The sequence below is a fragment of the Streptomyces sp. NPDC002206 genome (assembly GCF_053593595.1).
In genome coordinates, this window is record NZ_JBSFCW010000062.1 from 1 (window position 1) to 20,124 (window position 20,124).

23 protein-coding genes and 5 pseudogenes are annotated in these 20,124 nt (G+C 67.9%); 13 read left to right on the forward strand and 15 right to left on the reverse strand.

What is annotated here, in order from left to right; all coding sequences use genetic code 11:
- Window positions 1–181, forward strand: a pseudogene (locus ACWCP8_RS39870) (IS5/IS1182 family transposase); the annotation flags it as partial.
- A gap of 35 nt (window positions 182–216) precedes the next feature.
- On the opposite strand, the pseudogene ACWCP8_RS39875 reads toward ACWCP8_RS39870, so the two are convergent.
- The 4 genes and pseudogenes from ACWCP8_RS39875 to ACWCP8_RS39890 form a co-directional block, all read right to left on the reverse strand.
- Window positions 217–612, reverse strand: a pseudogene (locus ACWCP8_RS39875) (FTR1 family iron permease); the annotation flags it as partial.
- 19 nt (window positions 613–631) lie between these two features.
- Window positions 632–1,177, reverse strand: a complete 546-nt coding sequence (locus ACWCP8_RS39880) for a hypothetical protein (RefSeq protein WP_451121403.1) — start codon at window positions 1,175–1,177, stop codon at window positions 632–634.
- Window positions 1,178–1,240: 63 nt separating this feature from the next.
- Window positions 1,241–1,423, reverse strand: a complete 183-nt coding sequence (locus tag ACWCP8_RS39885) for a hypothetical protein (protein WP_451121405.1) — start codon at window positions 1,421–1,423, stop codon at window positions 1,241–1,243.
- A 390-nt stretch (window positions 1,424–1,813) separates the two neighbouring features.
- Complete coding sequence (locus tag ACWCP8_RS39890; protein WP_352270262.1) at window positions 1,814–2,254, reverse strand: ATP-binding protein; 441 nt, start codon at window positions 2,252–2,254, stop codon at window positions 1,814–1,816.
- A 172-nt stretch (window positions 2,255–2,426) separates the two neighbouring features.
- Between ACWCP8_RS39890 and ACWCP8_RS39895 the strand changes: the two genes are divergently transcribed.
- Window positions 2,427–3,308, forward strand: a complete 882-nt coding sequence (locus ACWCP8_RS39895) for a helix-turn-helix domain-containing protein (protein WP_451121418.1) — start codon at window positions 2,427–2,429, stop codon at window positions 3,306–3,308.
- Window positions 3,305–3,496: a DUF397 domain-containing protein gene (locus ACWCP8_RS39900; RefSeq protein ID WP_352270261.1), complete on the forward strand. Its 192-nt coding sequence runs from the start codon at window positions 3,305–3,307 to the stop codon at window positions 3,494–3,496. The genes ACWCP8_RS39895 and ACWCP8_RS39900 overlap by 4 nt, the downstream gene beginning before the upstream one ends.
- Before the next feature lie 54 nt (window positions 3,497–3,550).
- On the opposite strand, the gene ACWCP8_RS39905 is transcribed toward ACWCP8_RS39900, so the two are convergent.
- Complete coding sequence (locus tag ACWCP8_RS39905) at window positions 3,551–4,072, reverse strand: hypothetical protein (protein ID WP_451121407.1); 522 nt, start codon at window positions 4,070–4,072, stop codon at window positions 3,551–3,553.
- 172 nt (window positions 4,073–4,244) lie between these two features.
- Between ACWCP8_RS39905 and ACWCP8_RS39910 the strand changes: the two genes are divergently transcribed.
- Window positions 4,245–4,457: a hypothetical protein gene (locus tag ACWCP8_RS39910; protein WP_451121409.1), complete on the forward strand. Its 213-nt coding sequence runs from the start codon at window positions 4,245–4,247 to the stop codon at window positions 4,455–4,457.
- Between the two features lie 86 nt (window positions 4,458–4,543).
- A complete protein-coding gene (locus ACWCP8_RS39915) occupies window positions 4,544–5,170 on the forward strand; it encodes a DUF1963 domain-containing protein (RefSeq protein WP_451121420.1) in 627 nt (208 codons plus the stop codon).
- A 28-nt stretch (window positions 5,171–5,198) separates the two neighbouring features.
- Here ACWCP8_RS39915 and ACWCP8_RS39920 read toward each other — a convergent pair whose 3' ends face one another.
- On the reverse strand, window positions 5,199–5,768 hold the full coding sequence (locus ACWCP8_RS39920; RefSeq protein WP_451121411.1) for a DUF6262 family protein: 570 nt from the start codon (window positions 5,766–5,768) through the stop codon (window positions 5,199–5,201).
- Complete coding sequence (locus ACWCP8_RS39925; RefSeq protein ID WP_451121422.1) at window positions 5,758–6,765, reverse strand: tyrosine-type recombinase/integrase; 1,008 nt, start codon at window positions 6,763–6,765, stop codon at window positions 5,758–5,760. The genes ACWCP8_RS39920 and ACWCP8_RS39925 overlap by 11 nt, the downstream gene beginning before the upstream one ends.
- 215 nt (window positions 6,766–6,980) lie before the next feature.
- Here ACWCP8_RS39925 and ACWCP8_RS39930 point away from each other — a divergent pair.
- Window positions 6,981–7,076: pseudogene (locus ACWCP8_RS39930) on the forward strand (IS6 family transposase); the annotation flags it as partial.
- 132 nt (window positions 7,077–7,208) lie between these two features.
- On the opposite strand, the gene ACWCP8_RS39935 reads toward ACWCP8_RS39930, so the two are convergent.
- The 3 genes from ACWCP8_RS39935 to ACWCP8_RS39945 form a co-directional block, all read right to left on the reverse strand.
- Window positions 7,209–7,595: a fic family toxin-antitoxin system, toxin component gene (locus tag ACWCP8_RS39935; RefSeq protein ID WP_352270258.1), complete on the reverse strand. Its 387-nt coding sequence runs from the start codon at window positions 7,593–7,595 to the stop codon at window positions 7,209–7,211.
- Entirely contained in the window at window positions 7,592–7,894 is a 303-nt protein-coding gene (locus ACWCP8_RS39940) for a type II toxin -antitoxin system TacA 1-like antitoxin (protein ID WP_328624099.1), read from the reverse strand. The genes ACWCP8_RS39935 and ACWCP8_RS39940 overlap by 4 nt, the downstream gene beginning before the upstream one ends.
- A 126-nt stretch (window positions 7,895–8,020) precedes the next feature.
- A complete protein-coding gene (locus ACWCP8_RS39945) occupies window positions 8,021–8,437 on the reverse strand; it encodes a hypothetical protein (RefSeq protein WP_352270256.1) in 417 nt (138 codons plus the stop codon).
- 676 nt (window positions 8,438–9,113) lie between these two features.
- On the opposite strand from ACWCP8_RS39945, the gene ACWCP8_RS39950 reads away from it, so the two are divergent.
- Together ACWCP8_RS39950 and ACWCP8_RS39955 are read left to right on the forward strand one after the other, a co-directional pair.
- The gene (locus ACWCP8_RS39950; RefSeq protein ID WP_451121414.1) at window positions 9,114–9,947 is read left to right on the forward strand and encodes a sulfurtransferase; all 834 of its coding nucleotides are present in this window, start codon (window positions 9,114–9,116) and stop codon (window positions 9,945–9,947) included.
- 43 nt (window positions 9,948–9,990) lie between these two features.
- Window positions 9,991–11,637 (forward strand): DUF1416 domain-containing protein, encoded by a 1,647-nt coding sequence (locus ACWCP8_RS39955; RefSeq protein ID WP_356006696.1) that lies wholly within the window; start codon window positions 9,991–9,993, stop codon window positions 11,635–11,637.
- Between the two features lie 163 nt (window positions 11,638–11,800).
- On the opposite strand, the gene ACWCP8_RS39960 is transcribed toward ACWCP8_RS39955, so the two are convergent.
- A complete protein-coding gene (locus ACWCP8_RS39960) occupies window positions 11,801–12,079 on the reverse strand; it encodes a hypothetical protein (RefSeq protein ID WP_352270252.1) in 279 nt (92 codons plus the stop codon).
- A gap of 120 nt (window positions 12,080–12,199) precedes the next feature.
- Here ACWCP8_RS39960 and cutA point away from each other — a divergent pair, with 120 nt between their 5' ends.
- The gene (gene cutA, locus ACWCP8_RS39965) at window positions 12,200–12,469 is read left to right on the forward strand and encodes a divalent-cation tolerance protein CutA (RefSeq protein WP_451121424.1); all 270 of its coding nucleotides are present in this window, start codon (window positions 12,200–12,202) and stop codon (window positions 12,467–12,469) included.
- Here the strand turns inward: cutA and ACWCP8_RS39970 are convergent.
- Entirely contained in the window at window positions 12,466–12,774 is a 309-nt protein-coding gene (locus ACWCP8_RS39970; RefSeq protein WP_352270249.1) for a hypothetical protein, read from the reverse strand. The two genes, cutA and ACWCP8_RS39970, sit on opposite strands and share 4 nt — an antisense overlap.
- Entirely contained in the window at window positions 12,771–13,778 is a 1,008-nt protein-coding gene (locus ACWCP8_RS39975) for a helix-turn-helix domain-containing protein (protein WP_352270247.1), read from the reverse strand. The genes ACWCP8_RS39970 and ACWCP8_RS39975 overlap by 4 nt, the downstream gene beginning before the upstream one ends.
- Here ACWCP8_RS39975 and ACWCP8_RS39980 point away from each other — a divergent pair.
- From ACWCP8_RS39980 to ACWCP8_RS39990, 3 genes and pseudogenes are all read left to right on the forward strand, one after another.
- Window positions 13,777–14,145: pseudogene (locus ACWCP8_RS39980) on the forward strand (hypothetical protein); the annotation flags it as partial. The gene ACWCP8_RS39975 and the pseudogene ACWCP8_RS39980 sit on opposite strands and share 2 nt — an antisense overlap.
- 90 nt (window positions 14,146–14,235) lie before the next feature.
- A pseudogene (locus ACWCP8_RS39985) lies at window positions 14,236–15,319 on the forward strand (integrase core domain-containing protein).
- Between the two features lie 139 nt (window positions 15,320–15,458).
- A complete protein-coding gene (locus ACWCP8_RS39990) occupies window positions 15,459–15,707 on the forward strand; it encodes a hypothetical protein (protein WP_352270246.1) in 249 nt (82 codons plus the stop codon).
- 193 nt (window positions 15,708–15,900) lie between these two features.
- Here the strand turns inward: ACWCP8_RS39990 and ACWCP8_RS39995 are convergent, their stop codons facing one another.
- Window positions 15,901–16,374, reverse strand: coding sequence for a hypothetical protein (locus ACWCP8_RS39995; protein WP_352270244.1), 474 nt, complete (start codon window positions 16,372–16,374; stop codon window positions 15,901–15,903).
- A 407-nt stretch (window positions 16,375–16,781) separates the two neighbouring features.
- A complete protein-coding gene (locus ACWCP8_RS40000) occupies window positions 16,782–18,326 on the reverse strand; it encodes a TerD family protein (protein WP_352270242.1) in 1,545 nt (514 codons plus the stop codon).
- A 653-nt stretch (window positions 18,327–18,979) separates the two neighbouring features.
- Here ACWCP8_RS40000 and ACWCP8_RS40005 point away from each other — a divergent pair.
- Entirely contained in the window at window positions 18,980–19,621 is a 642-nt protein-coding gene (locus ACWCP8_RS40005) for a YceI family protein (protein ID WP_352270241.1), read from the forward strand.
- Window positions 19,622–20,124 lie beyond the last annotated feature (503 nt).

Consider the following 20,124-nt stretch of genomic DNA (forward strand, 5'->3'; position numbering starts at 1 on the left):
GCGCACGCATTCCTGGATGAACGCCTACGGCAAGCTGCGGCGCTGCACCGAGAAAAACGGCATGGTCGTGGACTTCTATCTCCACCTCGCCGCCGTACTCGTCACGCTCCGCATGCTCATTCGACGCGCGACCAGCCGCTACCGCTGGGACAGCCGCCCGAGCACCCGACGCCTCAAGTGATCCATTTGCCGGTCGGTCTAAGACTGCACTGTGCCCAGGGCAGTCTCCAGTCCCTCTCGGCCGGCCGCGATGAACGCGGTGAGCACCAGTGCCATGGCGCCCATCGCGAGGGCAGCGTCGAGCTTGCCCTGCAGGCCTTGAGGTGCCGGGCGGTGCGGCGCATCCAGAAGACCATCCAGGTGACGAAGCCCACCGCAACGATGGGCAGGCTGCCCCCGAACGCCTCCTGGGCATCGAAGGACATCTGGGAGGAGGTGAAGGTGAGCACCGCGCCGAAGGCGAGGCTGAGTGCCATCGCGGTCAGCACGCTGGCCCAGATGGGCGGCAGACGGTCACGGCGACCGCTCTTGACCAGGTAGGCGACCAGGATGTCGACGACGAGGGACGCTTCGAGTCTCCTCGCGCAGGCCGATGAGGTAGTTGGCGAACACGGCGTGGACAGTAGATGAGTTACCTATCAAGTCCCTGTGTGTCAGATCTCGGCCCGGTGTCGGCGAGGTCACGCTTGAACCTGTGCCGTTCAGAAATGCGTCGCTGCAGGTAGTAGGGGGTCTGGTGGCTCTCAGGGTCGTCGCGCATGACGAGGTTCGACAGGTATCCGCTTGTAGGAGCGCCCTGCGGCAGGAACCCCTCGCGGGTGTGCTTGTAGAGCAAGTCGGGCCGGCTGACGGAGAAGCTCTGTCCGGTGGCCTCCAGGTACACGCTGCGACGCCCGGTGCCACGGTTCGACCAGGTCTGGTTCGGCCCGGGCGGAGACACGGTGACCAGCCGGGCGGTGGTGTACGTGCTCAGCGTGCGGCCGATACGACGCAGGCCGATCTCCCGGAGACCGTTGCCGTCCTCTACAAGATCGATCCGGTACTCGCGCTCCGTCGGGCGAGCCCAGGCGTCCTTCAGCGCGGCGTGGACGTGTCGTTCCCGGATGCTCCCGAAGAAGTCGGCGATGTCCAGGCGGATCACGGTGTGGGCTCGTAGATGGATGGCGGCACAGTCCACGACCGAGCGGCCACCTCGGTAGGCGAACGCTGTTGGGTGGGGCTGGAACCTGGCTGGAAGAGTCTACAGACGGGCCAGGATTCCCTGCTGCATCTCGGACAACCGCGGGACCAGGGCATGCAAGGTCCTCAGCCCGCCGCTGTGTTTGGGGATCCGGTGCTCGGTGTACGGGAAGATCGAGCCGCTCACCGCCGCCTCGAGGAACTGCGCAGGGGTGAGGTCTACGAAGTTGTCTGCCATCGTCACCGAACCGCCTCGTCCCTCACCTGTAAGACGCAGCCGGCGAGCCTCACCTTGAGCCGTTCCACCGCCCCGCCACGGGCGGTCCGCTGTATCCCTCCGCCACCCTGTGCAAGCACAGGGCCCGATCCCCAGTACCCGATGTGATCAGCACCGAGGTGCCCCGGACCGGAGGGCCCATCGCAAGGGATGGATTCCTGAGACCCGCCGACTGCGTTGAGTCGGATCGTAGCCTCCCTATGAGTCGAACTCACCATGCGGGGGCACTTGATGACACACCGAATCACGGTGCTCCGCACAGCGTCCGGCAGCACGATGACAGCCGCAGCGTTGACCTGCTCGTGACTGTCCTGAACGTCGAGGGCGGCGGCGTGTACGGTGACGAACACCTGCTGGTCAAGGAGTCGACAGCTCGGCCCGGACGGTCTTGCCGCCGGGTGGGTGGGGGACGCAGTCCCAGTGGTCGGCGAGGGCGGCGACGAGCAGCAGGCCGCGACCGCCGGAGTGCAGCGCCTCGGGTTCGGCGTCCGCCGGAGGGGGCTGCGGGTACACCTCCCCGCGGGCGTCGGTGACTTCGACGCGGAGGCGGCCGGCCGCCGGGTCGAAGACGAGCGTGAGCCGGAAGCAGCGGCCGGGCACGAGGCCGTGGAGGACGGCGTTGGCCGCGAGCTCGGCGACCACGAGTTCGGCACGCTCCGTGAGGTCCTGCGGGGCGCCCCAGGTCCGCAGCTCGGTCACGGCGAGCAGCCTGGCCAGCCGGGCGCCGCGCCGTGTGGACGACAGGAGCTGGGTGAAGGTGCGGGAGAGGCGGTCGACTTGGGGCAGTGCGTGGTTCATGGCGTCAGAGTGACGGCCGGAGGCGCCTGGGGGCGAGAGCCGCACCCCGTACGCGGAGTCAACGTACGGGCACGAAGAGTGGACAGTACGGTGTCTTTTCCGTCACGCTGAGTGGCGAGCCCAGGGCGGTGTCAGGAGCCGTCGCGGTGTGGTGCGGAGAGAGGCGGGGCGGATGGGCATCGGTGTGGGGGAGGCGGCTGGGGGCGTTGGCGCGCAGGGGGTTCCGGCGGGGGAGTGGGAGCGGGAGCCCCATCCGTCCGACAGTCTGCGCACGTTCGGTGCGGTCGTCCAGGCGCTACGCGAACACGCGGGGCTCAGTCGGATCGAGCTCGGCGCCCGGGTCCAGTACTCCAAACACACCGTGGAGTCGGTGGAGTTGGGCCGACGGATGCCGGACGGGGTGTTCGTGGAGCGTGCGGAGGAAGCGCTCGGCAACACCGGTGCCCTGCGGAAGGCCGCTTGTCATCTCACCCGGGGCGAGGCGGGGCTCGCGGCGTGGTTCCGGCGGTGGGCGCGGCTGGAGCGGGAGGCGGTGAGCCTGTGCACGTACGAATGCCGGTTGGTGCCGGGGCTGTTGCAGTCGGAGGCGTACGCGCGGGCGGTGTTCGAGGGCACGATCCCGCTGCGGACGGACGTGGAACTGGGAGAGCAGCTCGCGGCGCGGATGGAACGGAAGGCGATGATGCGGGAGCGGCCGACCGTGCCGTTCAGCTTCATCGTCGAGGAGCACGTGTTCCGGCGGCGGTTCGGTGGCGCGGAGATGATGCGCGAGCTGGTGAACCATGTCCTTGAGCTCACCGCCCCGCGCAACGTGACCCTTCAGGTGGTGCCGCTGGAGGCCGGGCTGCACGCGTGCCTGGACGGGCCGGTGCAGGTGCTGGAGACCCTGGAGGGGCGGCGGCTCGGGTACTCCGAGGGGCAGAAGAACGGGCGGCTGATCTCCGACCCGAAGGAGGTGAGTGTGCTCTGCCAACGCTATGACACACTGCGCTCGCAGGCCCTGAGCCCCAACGAATCCCGGGCCTTGCTGGAGCGACTTCGAGGAGAACGATGAACAGCGGTACGACGGAACTCGCCTGGTTCAAGTCCAGCTACAGCGGCAGCGAGGGCGACAGCTGTGTGGAGGTCGCGGTCGCCGAACAGACCGTTCACGTAAGGGACTCCAAGGACGTGACCCGTCCGGCTTTCGCGGTGGACCGCGAAGGCTGGGGACAGTTCGTGCGGTTCGCGTCGGAGCGCTGAGCGACGGGAGGGCGTGCCGTCGGCTGAGCGGTGGACGGCACGCTTTCGCCGTGCTCAGGAACCCTTTGTCTTGTCCGTGGGGGCGTAACCGAGGGCCGCGCGATTGATGAAACGGTCACCGAGGTCGCGAACGGGCGCGGGTTTCGGCTTCTGTGCGGCGTTCTTCGCCGCCGTGGCCTTCTTCGGGGTGGGCTTCTTGCCGCCCGCACGCCCGGCTGGTGTCGCCTTCGCCTGCTTGGCGTTCTTCGCGGCCGGCGTGTTGCGCGCTGCGTACTTCTTGCGGAGCGCCGAGAGCTTCTCGCGTTCCTGGACGGCCACGTTGGTGGGGAGGGCGCTCGTGAGGGCCCGAGCCCGGCTGAGCGCGTAACGCGCCTCGTTCCAGCGCTTCCTTTCGATTGCCAGGCGGGCCACCCCGACGGTCTGCTGCAACGCCTTGATCTTCGCGGGCTGCCGCTTGGGTATGGGGGACTCGGCGCCGCTGCTCCGCCGCTGCCCAGCGGCACGGGTACCCCAGTCCGTACCCGAGGTCAGGACGACGACCGAACGAGGGTTGCTGCTCTGGCTTCGACGTACCACGTGCGTTGTTCCTTGGATGAGCGAGGGGGACTCCTGGGTGACCGCAGGTGCGGCCACCCAGGAGCGGGTCAGTCGTAGCGGGGGCCCTGGCCGGGGGTGGGGTGAGGGTAGAGCGGTAGGTGCCGGACTCGCGTTCATCCCGGAATGCGAACCCGGCCTGGCGAAGCTGTCGGTGTCGGACCTGGTGCGCCTCGACCGGGCCATCGTCACCATATCCATGGACCCGAAGATCGGGCCCGAACGCTTCACCCGCGAGGGCCATGTGCCGCTGGGGGAGTACACCGAAGGCACCACCCGCGTGCTGTACCACGTCACGGTCCTCGGAGCCCTCGTTATCTCGGGTGAATGTAGCGTTTTTGCAGGTCAAGAGCTTCTGATGTTGTGAGTCACGGTGCTGGCGGGAACTGTCGGTTTCAGCCCGTCTGAGGAGTGTCAGAGGTCTGTCCTAGAGTCTCGGCCGTGACGACTCTAATGATCGATGCAGGTCCGGTTGACACTGCTGCTCAGGTGACCCGGACTGGTGGAGTGCCACTGGCGCCGTCCGGCACTGTGTGGCCCTGCTGTGCGGAGTGCAGTGGGCCGATGCAGTTCCTTGCCCAGGTGGTCTTGGACGACCTCGGAGACGGCGCTGAGGGTCGCGGAATCCTCGCGATGTTCGCGTGCCAGAACGATCCGGGGATGTGCGGTGATTGGGAACCGGACTCCGGTGGGAACCAGGCATTTCTCTTCCCTGCTGAGGATCTTGTCCCGCTGCCCCAGCCAGCTGATGCTGACGAGACGCTGCTTCAGCTCGGCTCCGTTCGAACGGTCAGCCTGGTGCAGGTGGACGAGTCCGACTATGACCTGGCCGGGGAGGAGTGGGCATCGAGAGAGGACCGCCCGGCTTCATCGGTGCTCGGTCAGCTCGGCGGGACTCCCGCCTGGATCCAGAATGACGAGACCCCTGCCTGTCCCTCGTGTGCTTCTCCAATGCCTCTGATCGTCCAGCTTGAGGAAGGCCCGGATCACAGCACTGCCATGAACTTCGGTGGCTGCGGCGGCGCTTATGCGTTCGCCTGCGAGCCGTGTGGGTGTGCGAAGTTCTTGTGGCAGTGCTGAGGGGGCTTCCGGTGCCCGGGCTGGTGGATCAGTTCTGCTCGCGCATCATGCGCCTGAGACTGGTCCTGGCGCCGGCGAGATCGACCTCCAGCGCTTGGACCCGTTCGGTGAGGGTCCTGTTCTCGGCCGGGGCTTCGCGGGCTTCGGCGGCCAGGCGGTGGTTCTCCTGGGTGAGCTCGTCGAGACGCTCGCGCAGATCGTGGCCGCCGAGGTGGTCGAACCCGCGGCCGAGCTGGCGCCGCATGCCCTCGCGGAGGTCGTGGATCTCTTCGCGTAGTCGGCGGATCTCCTCACGAGCCAGTAGGAGGTCGGTGCGGGTGCTGGAGGGGCTGACGACCCGGCCGGAGTCCAGGTCCCGGACTGGTTCCTTCTCCTGCTGCTTGCGTGCCTTCTCGTTGTGATCGCGGACGCCGGGTGCATAGGTGAGCCAGGTGGAGACCTCGGCTCGTTTGGCGACGGCGGCGAAGGTGACGGGTTCGCCCTCCTTGAGCATGGTGTCGAGGGTGCTCAGGACGCGTCCGCGCTTGGTCAGGCTGTCGCGTTGCCGGGCGGCCCGCAGGGCGTCTGCAGGGGCGGTTGAGGGGCTGTCAGCGGGCATCGTCGTCCTTGGCTGGGCGGATCACCGTCAGGGGCAGGAGCTTGTGCTCCTGGGTCGCGCGGACCTTGTGCAGGACCGCGCTGGCCTCCTCGACTTCGGACCGCTCCTGGTCGTTCATGCTGCTGAGTTGCTCGCGTATGTTGTCGAGGATTCCGGTGAAGGCGGTGATCTGGTCGGTGAGGTTGCGGATCACGAAGTCGTCCGTGTCCATGGCCATGGCGGTCTCGCGGTCGGCGCGGAGCGCGTTGAGGTGCTCCTCGATCGCGAGCAGGTAGGACGGGTCGGGCCGGTAGAAACCGCAGCCGGCGCACTGGAACCGCAGGGGGCAGCTCTTGCCGCCGGCTTTGATGTTGGACGGCTCGGTGCAGTTTCCGCAGGGGACAGCGACCGAGCGGGCCTCGTAGGCCAGGTCGGTGGCGAAGGGCGCCGGCCGCCCGGCGCGGTCCACCACGTGCAGGCGCATGGTCTGGACGGCCTCGCGCTTGCGCTTCATCGAGACGTCGTAGTAGCCCATGGTGGTGACGATGGATCGGTGATCCATCAGCTCTTTCAGAACGTCGACGGCCACTCCGGCGTCGGCGTGCCGTTGCGCGTAGGAGTGGCGGAACGCGTAGGGGAAGATCAGCGCGCGGTCGAACGGGAGGCGGTTGCCGGAGTGGTCGAGTTGGTCGCTGACGAGCTGGGGGATGGCTTTGATCCACTCGCGCAGGTAGGTGCCCAGGTAGCCGGGCTCCATGTGCGGGACGCCGCTGCGGTGGGTGATCGCGGGGAACAGGTAGTCCTTGCCGGTGGCCGCTGCCGGGATCAGCTCGCGGCGGGCCTGCCAGCGGCGGATCGCCTCGGCTGTCTCGCTGGCGATGGGCAGTTTGCGGCCGTAGCGGCGCTTCTTGTGGTTGTCCCAGATGAGCACGTCGCCGTCGTCGGTGAGTTCCAGGCAGTTCCGCCGCAGGCTGGTGACCTCGACCGGTCGGCGGCCGGGGCGAGGAGGAAGCCGCAGCGGACCCCGTCGTGGCCGCCGCCTGGCGGCACGTCCGGGCCGCCGGCCCCCTCCGGGCCGGCGAGCACATCGCGATCGGCCGGTTTATGATCCACCCACCCGCCTACCAGCGGCCCTCGCCGTCCATGGACCTGATCATCCAGCGGATCCTCGCCGAATACCTGGCACCTGACCAGCGGGCCTGGTCGTTCAATGTGCACCCGGACCCGGAGTTCCTGATGACTGCTGCTGGCCACCGCGCCGAGATGACCATCCGCTTCGCGATCTGGGACCAGATCACCGGTACCGCCGCCATGCCCACCGCGGCCTGACTCGAAACTGCCACCCGGCCCCACCACACCCTGACACGCCATCAGCCGGTCACACCCCCACCAACGTGACACAGCCCTTCGCACGTCGACCGGGCGGGCCGTGCCCCGCTGCCCAGACTTCTGCCCGAGGAGTCAGGTGACAGTCCAGCCGTGCAGCTGGCGGGCGATCCGGGCGACACCGAGCGCCCCGGAGGCGGCGTCCCGAACGAGTGCGAGGGCTGCTTTGGGCGGGTAGTCGAGCCGGTGTCCGTTGAGGGTGAGGTAGGCCTCGGCGGAGTGCCAGGCGAATGCTTCGTTGGAATGCTCCAGGCAAGGCAACTTTGCCAGGGTCTGGAGGAGGGCTGCTGCTTTGAGGTGCAGGGAGCCGTAGATGTCACGGTCCATGGCTTGGGCGTTGACGCGCGCGACCGCGGCATAGAGGGGGCCGTAGTCGTCGATCTGGGGGTCGCCGTCGAGGAGCTCGGCGGCGTGCAGCAGGTAGGTGACGTCGAGCGGGTGGATCGGTTCGGGCTGGGTCACGCGGCGTGGCCCTGCCCCTGCTGCTCGAACTCGCGCGCCTGCTGCTCAGCGGCACGCTGCTCCGCGGTGGCGTCGATGCTGCTGGGCTCGGCGGCGAACGCGGCGCCGCTGCGAGCCATCGATTCCTTGAAACTGTCCAGGAACCTGTCCTCGATGGCGGTGGCGCGGGCGTAGGCGGCGGACAGGATGTACTCCTGCATGCTGACCCCTTCCTGCTTTGCGGCGGCCGCGATGGCGGCCCGCTGCTCGGGATCGGGGAAGCGTAGGTTCATGGCCTTGGGTTCCGACATGGTATTCATGGTACCAGTGGTACCAACTAATGCCCAGGCCTCCGCCACCTGCTACCCCGGGAGCTGTGAAACTCGGCTGCCTGGAGAAGCTCGGCTTGACCAGTCGCAACGGACAGCACTCGCGCTCCTGCCGACTCACCGATAGCGACAGGAGCGCAACGGTCGGCACCCATACCTCCGGTTTGCGCTCAGCTCGCCGTCGCTCAGGTGGCCGAGCGCCTGCAGGTGGGTGCTTGGTTTCGAGCGCGACAGGAACAGGTAGCGGTACCAACGCAGCAGTTCAAGGCGTTCCTCGTTGCTCCAGTAGGCCAGCCTGGTTCCCCCCTCTCCCATGGCCGTGTTGGTGGGGTCGCTGGAGTGTGGGCCGCAGTCGCCCGGTTCAGGATGTTTGTAGGCGGCCTGGAACTTCTGCAGCATGGCGTAGTCGAGGTCAAGCGGCGCGGCGTAGAAGATCCCGAACGTGCGCAGGTGCTGCTGGATCGTGCGAATCTCTTTGGGCTCGAGATTGTCGCGGATGTCGCTGGCCTCGTCGTAGCCTTTGAGCCCTTCCAACGGCTCTAGCCCGCTTTCCTTCAGTCGGCTGCAGACGTCACGTAGCCAAGCTGGTCCCGCTCCGGCCCTGCCGTAGTCGAGGTCCAGCCAGGTGGCATGTGGGATGTCCAGGTCGTTTACGGCGCCGCGCTGTCGGCCGTCCTCGCCGCCGTCCTCATCGCCGCCACCCGGGCAGCCGCGCCGTCGTCGCGACCGGTGCGCTCGCCGCGGCCCTCGGGCCGTGGCCTGGAACGCGATCCTGCGAGCCGCTCACGGAGAGCAGTTCTTCACCTACGCACCCGTGGTCGTCTTCCCCGTCAGCTGGCAGGACACCGGCTCCGGCGTCTTCACCCTCGCCGCCGCGGCCCGGCCGCTACGAACTGGTGTGCAACGAACCCGGCCACTACGCCGCCGGCATGTACGCCGAGCTCGATGTGACCGGCTGGTAGAGGCCACCGCCCGCGGGATCCTGGGCCGCCCGCTACGGCGCACGCCAGATGCCAGAGCGGCGCCCAGGGGCTTGGAGCGAGCCTCCAGCCATCGTCAGCACCGGCGACGTCTTCCAGCGGCCCTGCGACCGGCGCGCTCCAGCTCTGGAGCGGGGTTCCTGTAGGTGCCAGGCGGATCCTGATGTTGACGCCTTCCGAGGCAGGGGTTGTGCTGGAAGAGGGGTACACCCCGAGTGAAAGGCATGCCCATGAGCCGTGACCAATCCCTGGTCGACGCCGACTGGGTGCAGCAGCACGTGGACGACGCGAGCATGGTGATCGCCGAGGTCGACGAGGATGTGAGCGCCTACGACACCGGTCACATCCGGGGCGCGGTGAAGCTGGACTGGAAGAACGATCTGCAGGATCCGGTCCGCCGCGATTTCGTGGACCAGAAGCGCTTTGAGGAGCTGATGTCGGAGCGCGGCGTCACGCCCGACCACACCGTTGTCCTGTACGGCGGCAACAACAACTGGTTCGCCGCTTATGCCTACTGGTACTTCAAGGTCTACGGGCACGAGCGCGTGCGCCTGCTCGACGGCGGTCGCAAAATCTGGGAACTGCAGTTGCGGCCGCTCACTGACGAGGTGCCGCAGCGACCGAGGACCGGCTACACCGCCAAGGAGCCGGACTGCTCGATCCGGGCTTTCCGTGACGAGGTGCTGGCCTCGATCGGGCAGCAGAACCAGAACCTGATCGACGTCCGCTCCCCCCAGGAGTTCTCAGGTGAGCTGCTGGCCCCCGCCCATTTGCCGCAGGAGCAGGCGCAGCGCGGTGGTCACATCCCCGGTGCCAGAAACGTCCCCTGGTCCAAGGCGGCCAACGACGACGGCACCTTCAAGACAGACGAGGAACTCCGGGCGCTCTACCTCGACGCAGGCGTCGACTTCGACCGCGACACCATCGCCTACTGCCGGATCGGCGAGCGCAGCGCCCACACCTGGTTCGTCTTCCACGAACTGCTCGACCACCCCAACGTGAAGAACTACGACGGCTCGTGGACCGAGTACGGCTCGATGGTCGGCGTTCCGATCGAGAAGTGACCCCGCCGGAAGCATAGGCGGGGCTGCGCGAGATGGATCAGAGATGACCGCGACACCTGTGGATCCCAAACCCACCACCCGAACCGTCGTGACCGGCCGCGTCCAGGTCGCCGACGGGCCGGCCGCGGGCGTCTGGGTCCGGCTGCTCGATCCGGCAGGGGAGTTCGTCGGTGAGGTAGTCACCTCCGCGATTGGGGAATTCCGCTTCTACGTGCCCCCGGGGCACTGGGTGTTGCGGGCGCTCTCGCCGCGTGGTGTCACGGAGATGCCGGTCGAGGCGGAGCCGGGCCGGGCCACCCAGGCCGAGCTGCGGCTCTCCGAGCGGCTGCCCGATAGCGTGGAGATCATCCAGATCTCCACGCTCAGCCTCGGGAACCGCAGCTACCTGATCACGGACGGGTCGGTCGCGGTCGCCGTGGACCCGCAACGTGACCTGGAGCGCGTCACCAGTGTGCTCGAGGACCGCGGCCTGCGGCTCGACACGGTCGTGGAGACCCACCTGCACAACGACTATGTGACAGGCGGTCTGGAGCTCGCACGCCGCTGCCAGGCGGCGTACGCGGTGCCAGCCGGGCCGCCCCTTGGCTTCGACGCCGTCCGGGTCGGCGACGGCGACCAACTGACGGCCGGGAAGCTGCGGATCCAGGTGATCGCCACACCCGGGCACACCGACCACCACCTCGCCTACGCCTTCGCGCCCGCCGACGGGGCGCCTCGGCTGGTATGCACCGGCGGCTCCCTGCTGTACGGCACCACGGGCCGTACCGACCTCATGGGTGCAGACCTGGCCGAGCCGCTCGCCCACCAGCAGTACCGATCAGTGCGCCACCTGGCCGAGGTACTACCCGAAGACACCGTCATCCTGCCGACCCACGGCTTCGGCAGCTTCTGCGCCGCGACGACCGTCGGCGCGGTCCAACGCTCCACCATCGGCCGCGAACGGGCCGTGAACCCTGTCTTCAGCCAAACCGAAGACGCCTTCGTGACCGGGACACTGACGGGTTTGGAGCCCTGCCCCGCGTACTACCGCCGGATGGCGCCGATCAACGCCGCCGGGCCGCCGCCCCGCGCCTCGCTCCCCGGGCCAAGGCTTGCGGATCCGGCCGAACTGGCCGACCGGATCACAGCGGGCGAGTGGGTGGTCGACGTGCGTCCGCGAGCCGACTACGCACCGGTCCATCTGCCGGGCACGGTCAACTTCGACGCCTCCGGATCCCTTGCCACCTACCTCGGCTGGCTGGTTCCGTTCGACGCCCCCGTCACCCTGCTGGCCGCCGACCACAACGAGTTGCAGGCAGCCCGCATCGAGCTGCTGCGGATCGGCTTCGACCATCTTGCGGCTGCCGCCGTCGGAAACCCGCTCGAATGGGTCGGCCCACAAGAGCTGGCCTCCTACCCGCGATCCGACTTCGCCACCCTCGCCACTGTCCGGACCGGGCGACAGGTGGAGGTCCTGGACGTCCGCAGTGACCGCGAGTGGCGCTCCGGCCACCTGCCCGGTGCCCGCCACATCCCGCTGCCCGAACTGCCCAACGCCATCGTGTCCCTGCCGGAGGCCGAGCACTGGGTGCATTGCCGCAGCGGCTTCCGGGCCGCGATCGCCGCCTCGCTGCTCGCCGCCGTCGGACACCAGGTCGTCCTCATTGACGACACCGTCGAGCACGCGCGCCCCGTGGTGCAGGAGGGGTAGCGCACAGAGGTTCGAGACCGAGTCCGGCGGGGTCGGCAGGCCACTCCGTTGGGCAGCGCCCCATCGGCTCCCCGGGGGCATCGATGCGGCGGCATGGGGTGGAGGCGTGCCACGCGGCCGCGGCGCAGGGGCCGAGAAAGGCATCATCCCGGGCGCGTCGACCTCAACCACGGTGACGCTGCGGCCCGGCCGCTCCGAACTGGTGTGCAACGAACCCGGCGGGGCCCCTGCGCAGGTCAGCCGCCGTCAGGCTCGGAATGTCCCACGTGACCCTCTTCAGTTCCTGCTCGACGTCGTAGCGGTTTTGTTCCGTCGCTTCGGCGTGGTCGGTGATCGCCACCTGCACGCGGGCCACGGTCTCCACCGTCAGCCGGTTCTCCTGCTGCTCGGCCCATGCTGCCTTTTCCAGTTCAATCAGTTCGTCGCTCAGTTCGATTGCCACGGGGCGCGATCGTACTGGCGGTGGCCGGTTCACGGCACGCGGGACTCGCCAGTTCCTACACTCGGCCCCATGACTGAATACGTGCAGGTATCCACGGCCACGGAGACGAAACAGTAGGCAATCGACCTCGCGGGCCCGGTAGTCCAGCAGCGGCTCGCCGCCGGTGCGCAGATCATCGGGCCGGTCACGAGCGTGTTCTGGCACTTGGGCGAGTACGGCACGGGCGAGGAGTGGCAGCTCCTCCTCAAGACGACGACGGACCGCTACCCGGAGCTGGAGGCGCACCTCCTTGAGCATCACCCGTGGGCCAACCCGGAGCTGTGTGCCGTACCGATCACCCTGGGAGCCGAAGGGTGCAAGAAGTGGATCGCTGACTCTGTAGCTCCCTAACCGGCCGCATGCTCCAGAAGGTCCCGGACGACGGATAGATCCGCGTGAGGGCGTAGCTGGTCGAGTAGCGGGGCGATGCGCTGCCGGGGCCGGATGGAGGCGACACCTGTTGAGAGTTCGAGCGCGCGGCCGGTCGTCACGGCCGCCTGCTCGACCTCGCCGGCCGTGAGGTAGGCGTTGGCGAGCCAGGAGAGGTAGAGCGCTTTGTCGCGTGCGTGGTCGTCGGAGTACCGGTTGAGGGCGTCGGTGAGGACGGGTACGGCGCGGAGAGGACGACGGAGCTCGGTCCAGCAGCGGCCCGTCATGATGTCGAGCTCGGTGTCGTCGACCCAGACGGACCAGTCGGGCTGAGGTTCGTCGTCCTGCGCGTCGGCAAGGGCCTTGCGTGCGGCGGTGAGGGCGACTTCTCCGTGCCGTCCGCCTGGTTGTCGAGGGCGCAGGCCCAGGCGAGCCGTTCGTAGAGGAGGGCGCGGACGGAGGACGGCGTCCGGGCGGTGATCGTGGCGCAGGAGTCCTCTGCGAACGCGACGGCGGTGCGTCGGTCGTCTGCGATGGTGTTGTAGGCGAGGAGGGCCAGGCTGTTGCCGTAGAGGTCGGTGTCCTGTGCGTCGCGCGCGAAGTCGCGGCTCTCTTCGTAGAGGGATTCGGCGTCGCGTGTGCGACCGCCGTCGAATGCGGCCCATCCTGCTTGCTGGGCCTGTTCGGAGAGGAGCGCGGTGAGTCGGCGGCGCGAATCGTCGGTGAAGGAGCCGCGGCGCAGGAGTCCCTTCGTGAATTGGAGTTCGCCGAGGTACACGCGGTAGGTGTCGCCTCCGCCGAGGCTGTCGTCGAGGCGTCGTAGGCGGGCGGTGCGTTCGCGGAGCCGGTCGACGTAGGCGTCGGTGATGCGGCGCGGCGGGTTGGGCCGGTGGAGGACCGGGAGGGCGGCGGCGAGGCCGGTGGTGGTTGCTGCCTGGAGGATGGTTCGGCGACGCACGTACGGTCCGTTCTCTGTGCTGGATGTTGCAGCAGGAGCGGCGTCCGTCTCCCACGGGCGGGGAGCGAGGCCGAGCACGCGTCCGGGGACGTGTAGAGCATCCGCGATCTGCACGATCTTCTCGAAGGTTGTGATTCGGCCTTGGCCACGCGCGAGTGTCCCGACCCGGTCGGGCTTGATGTCGCACTCGGCGGCGATCTTCGAGTAGCTGATCCCCGCCCGTTCGCGTGCGAGCCGGAAGACTTTCCCGAAGTCATGACCGGTCAGCGCGCGTTGCATGTCCTCGTCTTTGAGGAGGTCCCGCGGCAGGGCCGTGGGTGGCTGGTAGATCATGCGGCACTCTTCCTGCTCGCCTGAGTCTGCGTGGTGGTCGTCCACGGTGTGTACCCTGCGTCGGCAGGTGGCGAAGGACGCCGAACTTCTTGTCCTGCGTCACGAGAACGCGGTGCTGCGCAGGCAACTTGCGGGTCCGGTGCGCTACGAGCCGGCGGACCGGCTGTGGTTCGCGGCGTTGTCCTCGTTGATACCCCGGCGTCGTTGGGCGCAGGTGTTCCCGGTGGCTCCGGGCACCGTGCTGGCGTGGCATCGAAGGCTCGTGGCGCGCCGGTGGGACTACAGCAAGCGTCGGAGCAGGCCCGGCCGGCCACCGACCACGAGGGCGATCAAAGAGCTGGTGCTGCGGCTGGCCGCAGAGAATCCTGTCCCGCTCGAAAATACGATTTCGCGGCTGTGGCCTGCACGTTTGCTGATCCTGGCGACAAGGCCTCGACTGGCCTGCGACGATCTGCGGATGTCGCTGGCGGTCGTCGCCACGCTCGTCCGGAATCTGATCACTGTGCCCGCTGCCGTACTGCGCAGCCGTATGGCCAAAGATGCGGAAGTTCTCGTGCTCCGGCATGAGAACGCGGTGCTGCGCCGGCAGATCGCCCGGGTCTGCTACGAGCCCGCCGACCGGATCTGGTTCGCCGCACTCTCCCGGCTGATCCCGCGCGAACGCTGGCGCCAGGTCTTCGCGGTCACCCCCCACCACACTGCTGGCCTGGCACCGTCAACTCCTCGCCCGCAAGTGGGCGTTCACCCAACGCCGCCCCGGCCGACCCTCCACCGCGCCCGCCGTCAAGCAGCTCATTCTGCGTCTGGCCCGCGAGAACAGCACCTGGGGTCACCGCCGGATTCAGGGCGAACTCGCCCGCCTGGGCTACGCGGTCGCCCCGTCCACAGTCTGGGAGATCCTGCATGCCGCCGGCATCGACCCCGCCCCGCAGCGCTCCGGGCCGACCTGGCGCCAGTTCCTCACCGCCCAGGCCCACGGCATCATCGCCGCCGACTTCCTCCACCTCGACACCGTGTCACTCAAGCGCCTCTACGCCCTGGTCGTCATCGAGCACGGCACCCGGCGCCTCCACCTCGCCGGCGTCACCGCCCATCCCGCCGCGCAATGGACCGTCCAGCAGGCCAGGAACCTCGCCGTGATCCTGGACCGCCGCATCGACTCGCTGCGTTTCCTCCTCCGGGACCGGGACAGCAAGTACACCCGTGCCTTCGACGCCGTCTTCGAGGCCGACGGCGTGGAGATTCTGCTCAGCCCACCACGGGCACCCAAAGCGAACGCGATCTGCGAGCGAATCGTGGGCACCCTCCGCCGCGAGCTCCTCGACCGCATGCTGATCTACAACGAGGCCCACGCCGTGAAAGTGCTGACCGAGTACATCCAGCACTACAACGGACACCGTCCCCACCCATCCCGCCAACAGCTACCCCCGGACAGCGATCAACCGTCCAACCCGACCGCCATCACCGACATCCAGGCCCACCGGATCCGGCGACAATCCATCCTCGGAGGATTGATCAACCAGTATCACCGCGCCGCCTGACCAAACGACACCACCGCAGCTCCCAGCACCGAATCGTATTTTCGAGCGGGACAGGCTACGGCAACGTCCGCAACTACGCGAGCAGGACTCTCGGTGGCAAGCCCCGGCCGGTCGGGCCCGGCCGCCATCGGCCCGCGCCGTGACCCGCTGGCTCCTGACCCACCCGGACGCCCTGGCCGAGAGCGACCGGATCCAACTCAAGGCCGTACTGGACAACTGCCCCGAGCTGGACTCCCTCGCCAAGCACGTGCGGACCTTCGCCCACATGGTCACCGACCTGCAAGGCGACCAACTGCCGCAGTGGATCGAAGCAGCCAGAGCCGCTACCGATCTGCCCTGTTCGCCCAGCACCTCGAACGCGACCTTGACGCCGTCGTCGCTGGCCTGACCCTGCCCTGGAAATCCGGTGTCGTGGAAGGCCATGTCAACCGTATCAAGATGCTCAAGCGTCAGATGTTCGGCCGCGCAGGCTCCGAACTCCTCCGAAAACGAGTCCTGTTGGCGTGACCGAGCGTCACCACACCACACAAATTGGACAGGAGCCCGAAGATCAATTACAAAGCCGCGAATGAGTCGGCGCGTCACTGCTCATCGAGGGATGCCTGCCGGGCAAGGAACTCCTCGAACGCCGCCTTCTGCTTCGGATCCATGAAGCCCTGGCGTACATTGCGGGCCTTCTCCTGGAGCCAGTGCGCCTCGTCGGGGTCCAGTAGCTCGGCGACCACCACGCCTTTGCGAGCAACCGCCGTGCGCCCTCCTACGCGACGACGAAAGAGCGTGAACGCGCCGAATTCCGCTGGGTGGGCCAGTTCCGGCTCCTCCGCCACAGCCCGGTTCTCATCCCCAGCATCACTCGTCGGGTAGGCGGTGGGGGCCCAATGCTCCCAGAGCGCCAGCGTGGCCGCGGGCACTAGCACTGCGCGTTCCGCCTCTTCACGCCCCTCCCACATGAACGTGACAGTGACGGGCTCGCCGACCGCCTCCGCCAACCCGAGCACCCTCTCCATCTCATCATTGATCGGGTAACCCGCCACTACATCGATCTGAATGCCCATGGTGCCTGAGGCTACTGGCAGCTTCCGACACGCTAGACCCACAGCTCCTCCGCCTCGTCGACCACGGCGCACCAGGTGGACCGTCCGAGACCGGTGATTTCACCGACTGAGCGCCTGTCCGAGGCAATACTGCGACGGAGAGCAACCACTCCACACAATTTGGGCCAGAGCCGGTTCTCGCGAACAAAGCCACGCGCATCGATGGATTTGGGAGTGCCCCCGACCGCCGGGGTGTCGACGAGAACGGGAGGCAGTACCAGCGGAGAGGTGGTCGGCGCGGCGCAGCTGCCAGGTGAGGTGCTCGCGTGAGGCACGCCACTTGTCGAGCCGGGATATCACGCCAGCGGCGGACATTGGTCTCGGGCCGCCTCATCTTTTAGACGTCTCGACGGAGCCGATGGGGGTGGTTACTCGATGTCGACTCCGTGTGCGCGGGCGAGTCCGTCGAGGCCGTCAGCCCAGCCCTGCCCGATGGCCCGTAGTTTCCAGACGGGTTGGCCGTCCGTGTGGTGCCGGTAGAGCTCGGCGATGATCATGGCGCGGATGTTGGGATCTGCTGGGGGCTGGAATGTCCAGGCGGCGCCGGTGGCACAGTCCATGTAGAGCGCCGCATGGGTGAGGGCGGCGCAGGTCAGGCCGGTGTCCACGTCCATGTTGATGGAGACGACGACGCGTTGGACGTGCTCGGGCAGGGCGGTGAGGTGTACGGCGGCCTTCTCGGTGACGTGAGGGCCGTCGGCCTGCTTGCCCAGGAGGCGTGACGCGCCGTTGGCGGCAGAGGGCTGGTTGTAGAAGACGAAGTCCTGGTCGTCGGACACGCGGCTGTCCGTGCCCGTCAGGAAGAGGGTCAGGTCGGCGTCCGCTCCGGCGAAGGTGAACGCGATCAGCATTCCTTGCCAGGCCTCTTCCGGCAGCACCACTGTCTGACCGGGGACGAGAGACGTGGGCGGCTCGCGGTGCGGTTGCGGGGTCGGGTTCGGAGGACGGGGTGAGATCGGTGAAGTCGCCGTGTCGCTCTGCCATTCCGCGAAGGTGCGGATCCGGTACGGATCGGATCCGGTGGTCGGCGTACGGCTACCTGGCGTGCTGTTGGCACCGAGGCCGATGTCCAGGTCGGCCAGGGAAGGTTCCGGTGTGTCCGGGTCCTCTTGGGCGTGGTCGAGGAGGTCCTGGAGTCCGGTAGTGCGGCTGGTGTCGAGCGGCTTGATCGTGCTGGAGAAGGTTCCGGAGGTTGTTGTGGTGACCGAACACGCCACGTCCTGCCCGATGTCCAGGAATCGCAGGGCGTCCTCGGGTTCGTGCCAGGGTGCCGACTCGACGGCCTGGCGGGTCCAGCGCCCGTAGGTCACGAAGCCGAGGAGCTGGGTGTCAGGGAGGCGGGTGAGAACAGCGAGATCGATGGCAGTGATGCCGGGTGCGGTGGCGAATCCTTCCTTGAGGGTGGCGATGATGTTGGAGCCCATGGAGGTGAGCCACCACAGGGTCCGGTCTCGTTTGGTGAGGTTCTTGAGGGTGGGGCGCCCGCTGGGCGTGAGGCCCGGGGTCTGGGTGGGCATCGCGTCGAGATCCTGCTGGCGCATGACGACCGACAGCACCGAGCCGTCGACACCGACTGCGCACCCAGCAGCCGGATTGTCGGAGAACGCGGTGTTCACCGCCTCGCAGACGGTCTCCTCGTCGTTCGCCGCGAGTGCCTGCCACCAGTGTTCCGCCTCGGCGCACAGCGATGCGTGCGCGGCATGCAGACGTGCCTGTTCGGCGGACAGGAAGGAGGGCGCCTCCAAGGCCGCACGGGACTTGGCCGCGCTGCGTTCGGCGCGGGCGAAACGGCCCACTTGCTGCAGATGGAACGCCTGCGCCTCGGCTTGCGCCCAGGGCAGGCCCAGCGGGGGAGGCCCAGGCACGACGGGCTGGCGCGCCATCGGGAAGGACTGCAGATGCACGCTGGTCATCTGCCGGCGAAGCTCCGTCAACTCGGCAATAGCTGCATCCCGCTGGGCATCCTGCTGTGCCCGCTCCGCCTGCCGACGTGCCCGGTCGAGCTGCGCCGCCGAAGGCGCCACGGACCTGGGGCGCGAGGCCGTGCGGCGGGTACTCGTCCCGCGACGGCTGCCTCCGCCGCGCAGCGAGCTGGAGGCATAGAAGGGGCCGAGGCCGGACGAGACGCGGGTTCCGCCGCTGCCGACGCTGATGCGTGCCGCGCGGGGACCGACCGACGTACGTACACCTCGTGTTGAGACCCGCACACTCATTCCCGGCACACCGACCCGGAAGCCAAACCCCATGGCAACTCCTTCTCTTCTCAAGGAGTCTGCCACCGAACCCGCCCGCACCGACTGGGAACGCCACCAGGGCCAGCCTCGACGAACGGCAGCGCACCCTGACCGTCCTCGCCGCTCTCGAACTCGACGGGACGTCGACGTGCAGTGATTGACGCCGCCCCTGCTGGTTCCCGGTGAGGGCCTTCCACGCGTTCCTGCGGAGGACCGCCTGTGACTGACCGTACCCATGCAGTGCCCCGAGTTGTGAAAGTCTGTTCATACATGAGCGGGTTTCCCACCCGCGACTTGCGCGTGCGAAGTACCGCCGAGTAACAACATGTTCCATGAACTTTTTCAGCCGCGGCACCACGCTTCGACGCCCGGCGGCGCCCGCCGCTCCAACTACTCCCGCTGCTGCCGTGATGCCGGATCCCGCCCTGGCAGCTCTCACGGGAGAGTGGATGATCGACCCCGCCCACAGCAGGATCGGTTTCTCCGTGCGACACGCCATGGTGACGACGGTGCGCGGATCCTTCGGTTCGTACGAGAGTCGCCTCTACTTCGACGGCCGGAACCCGGCACGCTCCCGCGCGGAGATCGTGCTGCACACCGCGAGCGTCGACACCGGGGTGGAGCAGCGTGACGCCCACCTGATCGGGCGTGACTTCCTGGACGCCGCGAAGTATCCGCGGATGAGCTTCACGAGTACCGCCGTTCAGCTCGTGGGCAAGGACGTCTACCGCATGACCGGCGACCTCACCATCAGGGGCACCACCCATCCCGTGGAGCTGGACCTCACCTACATCGGCCATGTCACCGACCCGTTCGGCTACGAACGGGTCGGCTTCGACGGCACCACCACCATCAACCGCTCGGACTGGGGCCTGACCTACAACGCCCGGCTGGCGGAGGGCGGGGCGATGGTCAGCGAGCGGCTCCGCCTCCAGTTCGACATCGCCGCGATCCGTTCCACCTCGGAGCACTGACCCCGCCCAAACGGGAGGTGTCTCCGGCATCGGCCACCACCGGATCGGCATGGCCACCCTGCCCCCGTCGCGGGTCACAGCCGCAAGCGCCCGGATTCCGCACCAGTTCACCCACACAGCAAGCAACAACTCAGCACGCCCGAGGCGGTTGAACTTTCCCGAGATGGTTTGCTCATGCGTCAGGCGAGCGCGGGCGTGCGGCGGCCCCACCGCGCTTCAGGGGAAGAGCGCGACGGGGCCGTGTGTGCACCGCGTGAGCCGGGAACGGACGGACCGGCGCGTCGCCAGTTTGCGACCTTGCGAGACTTTCTGTCAGTAGAGCCCGTGAACCGTGAGTCGGCCGGTCAGCAGCCGTTCAACACCGACGCCCGCAGCTCATCGCGGTCACGGACAACGTCAACCAGTCTAAGCCTCGATCCACCGACGTGCTCTGAAGATGATCTGTTGGTCGTTTTGTGAGCTGGTTTCGGTCGGTGGTCGTGGATGGGCAGATGGTATCTGCT

Coding starts and splice junctions, on each gene's coding strand:
- ACWCP8_RS39890 (WP_352270262.1), bottom strand. CDS start 2,254: ATGAACCACGCACTGCCCCAAGTCGACCGCCTCTCCCGCACCTTCACC.
- ACWCP8_RS39895 (WP_451121418.1), top strand. CDS start 2,427: ATGGGCATCGGTGTGGGGGAGGCGGCTGGGGGCGTTGGCGCGCAGGGG.
- ACWCP8_RS39900 (WP_352270261.1), top strand. CDS start 3,305: ATGAACAGCGGTACGACGGAACTCGCCTGGTTCAAGTCCAGCTACAGC.
- ACWCP8_RS39915 (WP_451121420.1), top strand. CDS start 4,544: ATGATCGATGCAGGTCCGGTTGACACTGCTGCTCAGGTGACCCGGACT.
- ACWCP8_RS39920 (WP_451121411.1), bottom strand. CDS start 5,768: ATGCCCGCTGACAGCCCCTCAACCGCCCCTGCAGACGCCCTGCGGGCC.
- ACWCP8_RS39940 (WP_328624099.1), bottom strand. CDS start 7,894: ATGAATACCATGTCGGAACCCAAGGCCATGAACCTACGCTTCCCCGAT.
- ACWCP8_RS39950 (WP_451121414.1), top strand. CDS start 9,114: ATGAGCCGTGACCAATCCCTGGTCGACGCCGACTGGGTGCAGCAGCAC.
- ACWCP8_RS39955 (WP_356006696.1), top strand. CDS start 9,991: ATGACCGCGACACCTGTGGATCCCAAACCCACCACCCGAACCGTCGTG.
- ACWCP8_RS39970 (WP_352270249.1), bottom strand. CDS start 12,774: ATGACGGGCCGCTGCTGGACCGAGCTCCGTCGTCCTCTCCGCGCCGTA.
- ACWCP8_RS39975 (WP_352270247.1), bottom strand. CDS start 13,778: ATGATCTACCAGCCACCCACGGCCCTGCCGCGGGACCTCCTCAAAGAC.
- ACWCP8_RS39995 (WP_352270244.1), bottom strand. CDS start 16,374: ATGGGCATTCAGATCGATGTAGTGGCGGGTTACCCGATCAATGATGAG.
- ACWCP8_RS40000 (WP_352270242.1), bottom strand. CDS start 18,326: ATGACCAGCGTGCATCTGCAGTCCTTCCCGATGGCGCGCCAGCCCGTC.
- ACWCP8_RS40005 (WP_352270241.1), top strand. CDS start 18,980: ATGAACTTTTTCAGCCGCGGCACCACGCTTCGACGCCCGGCGGCGCCC.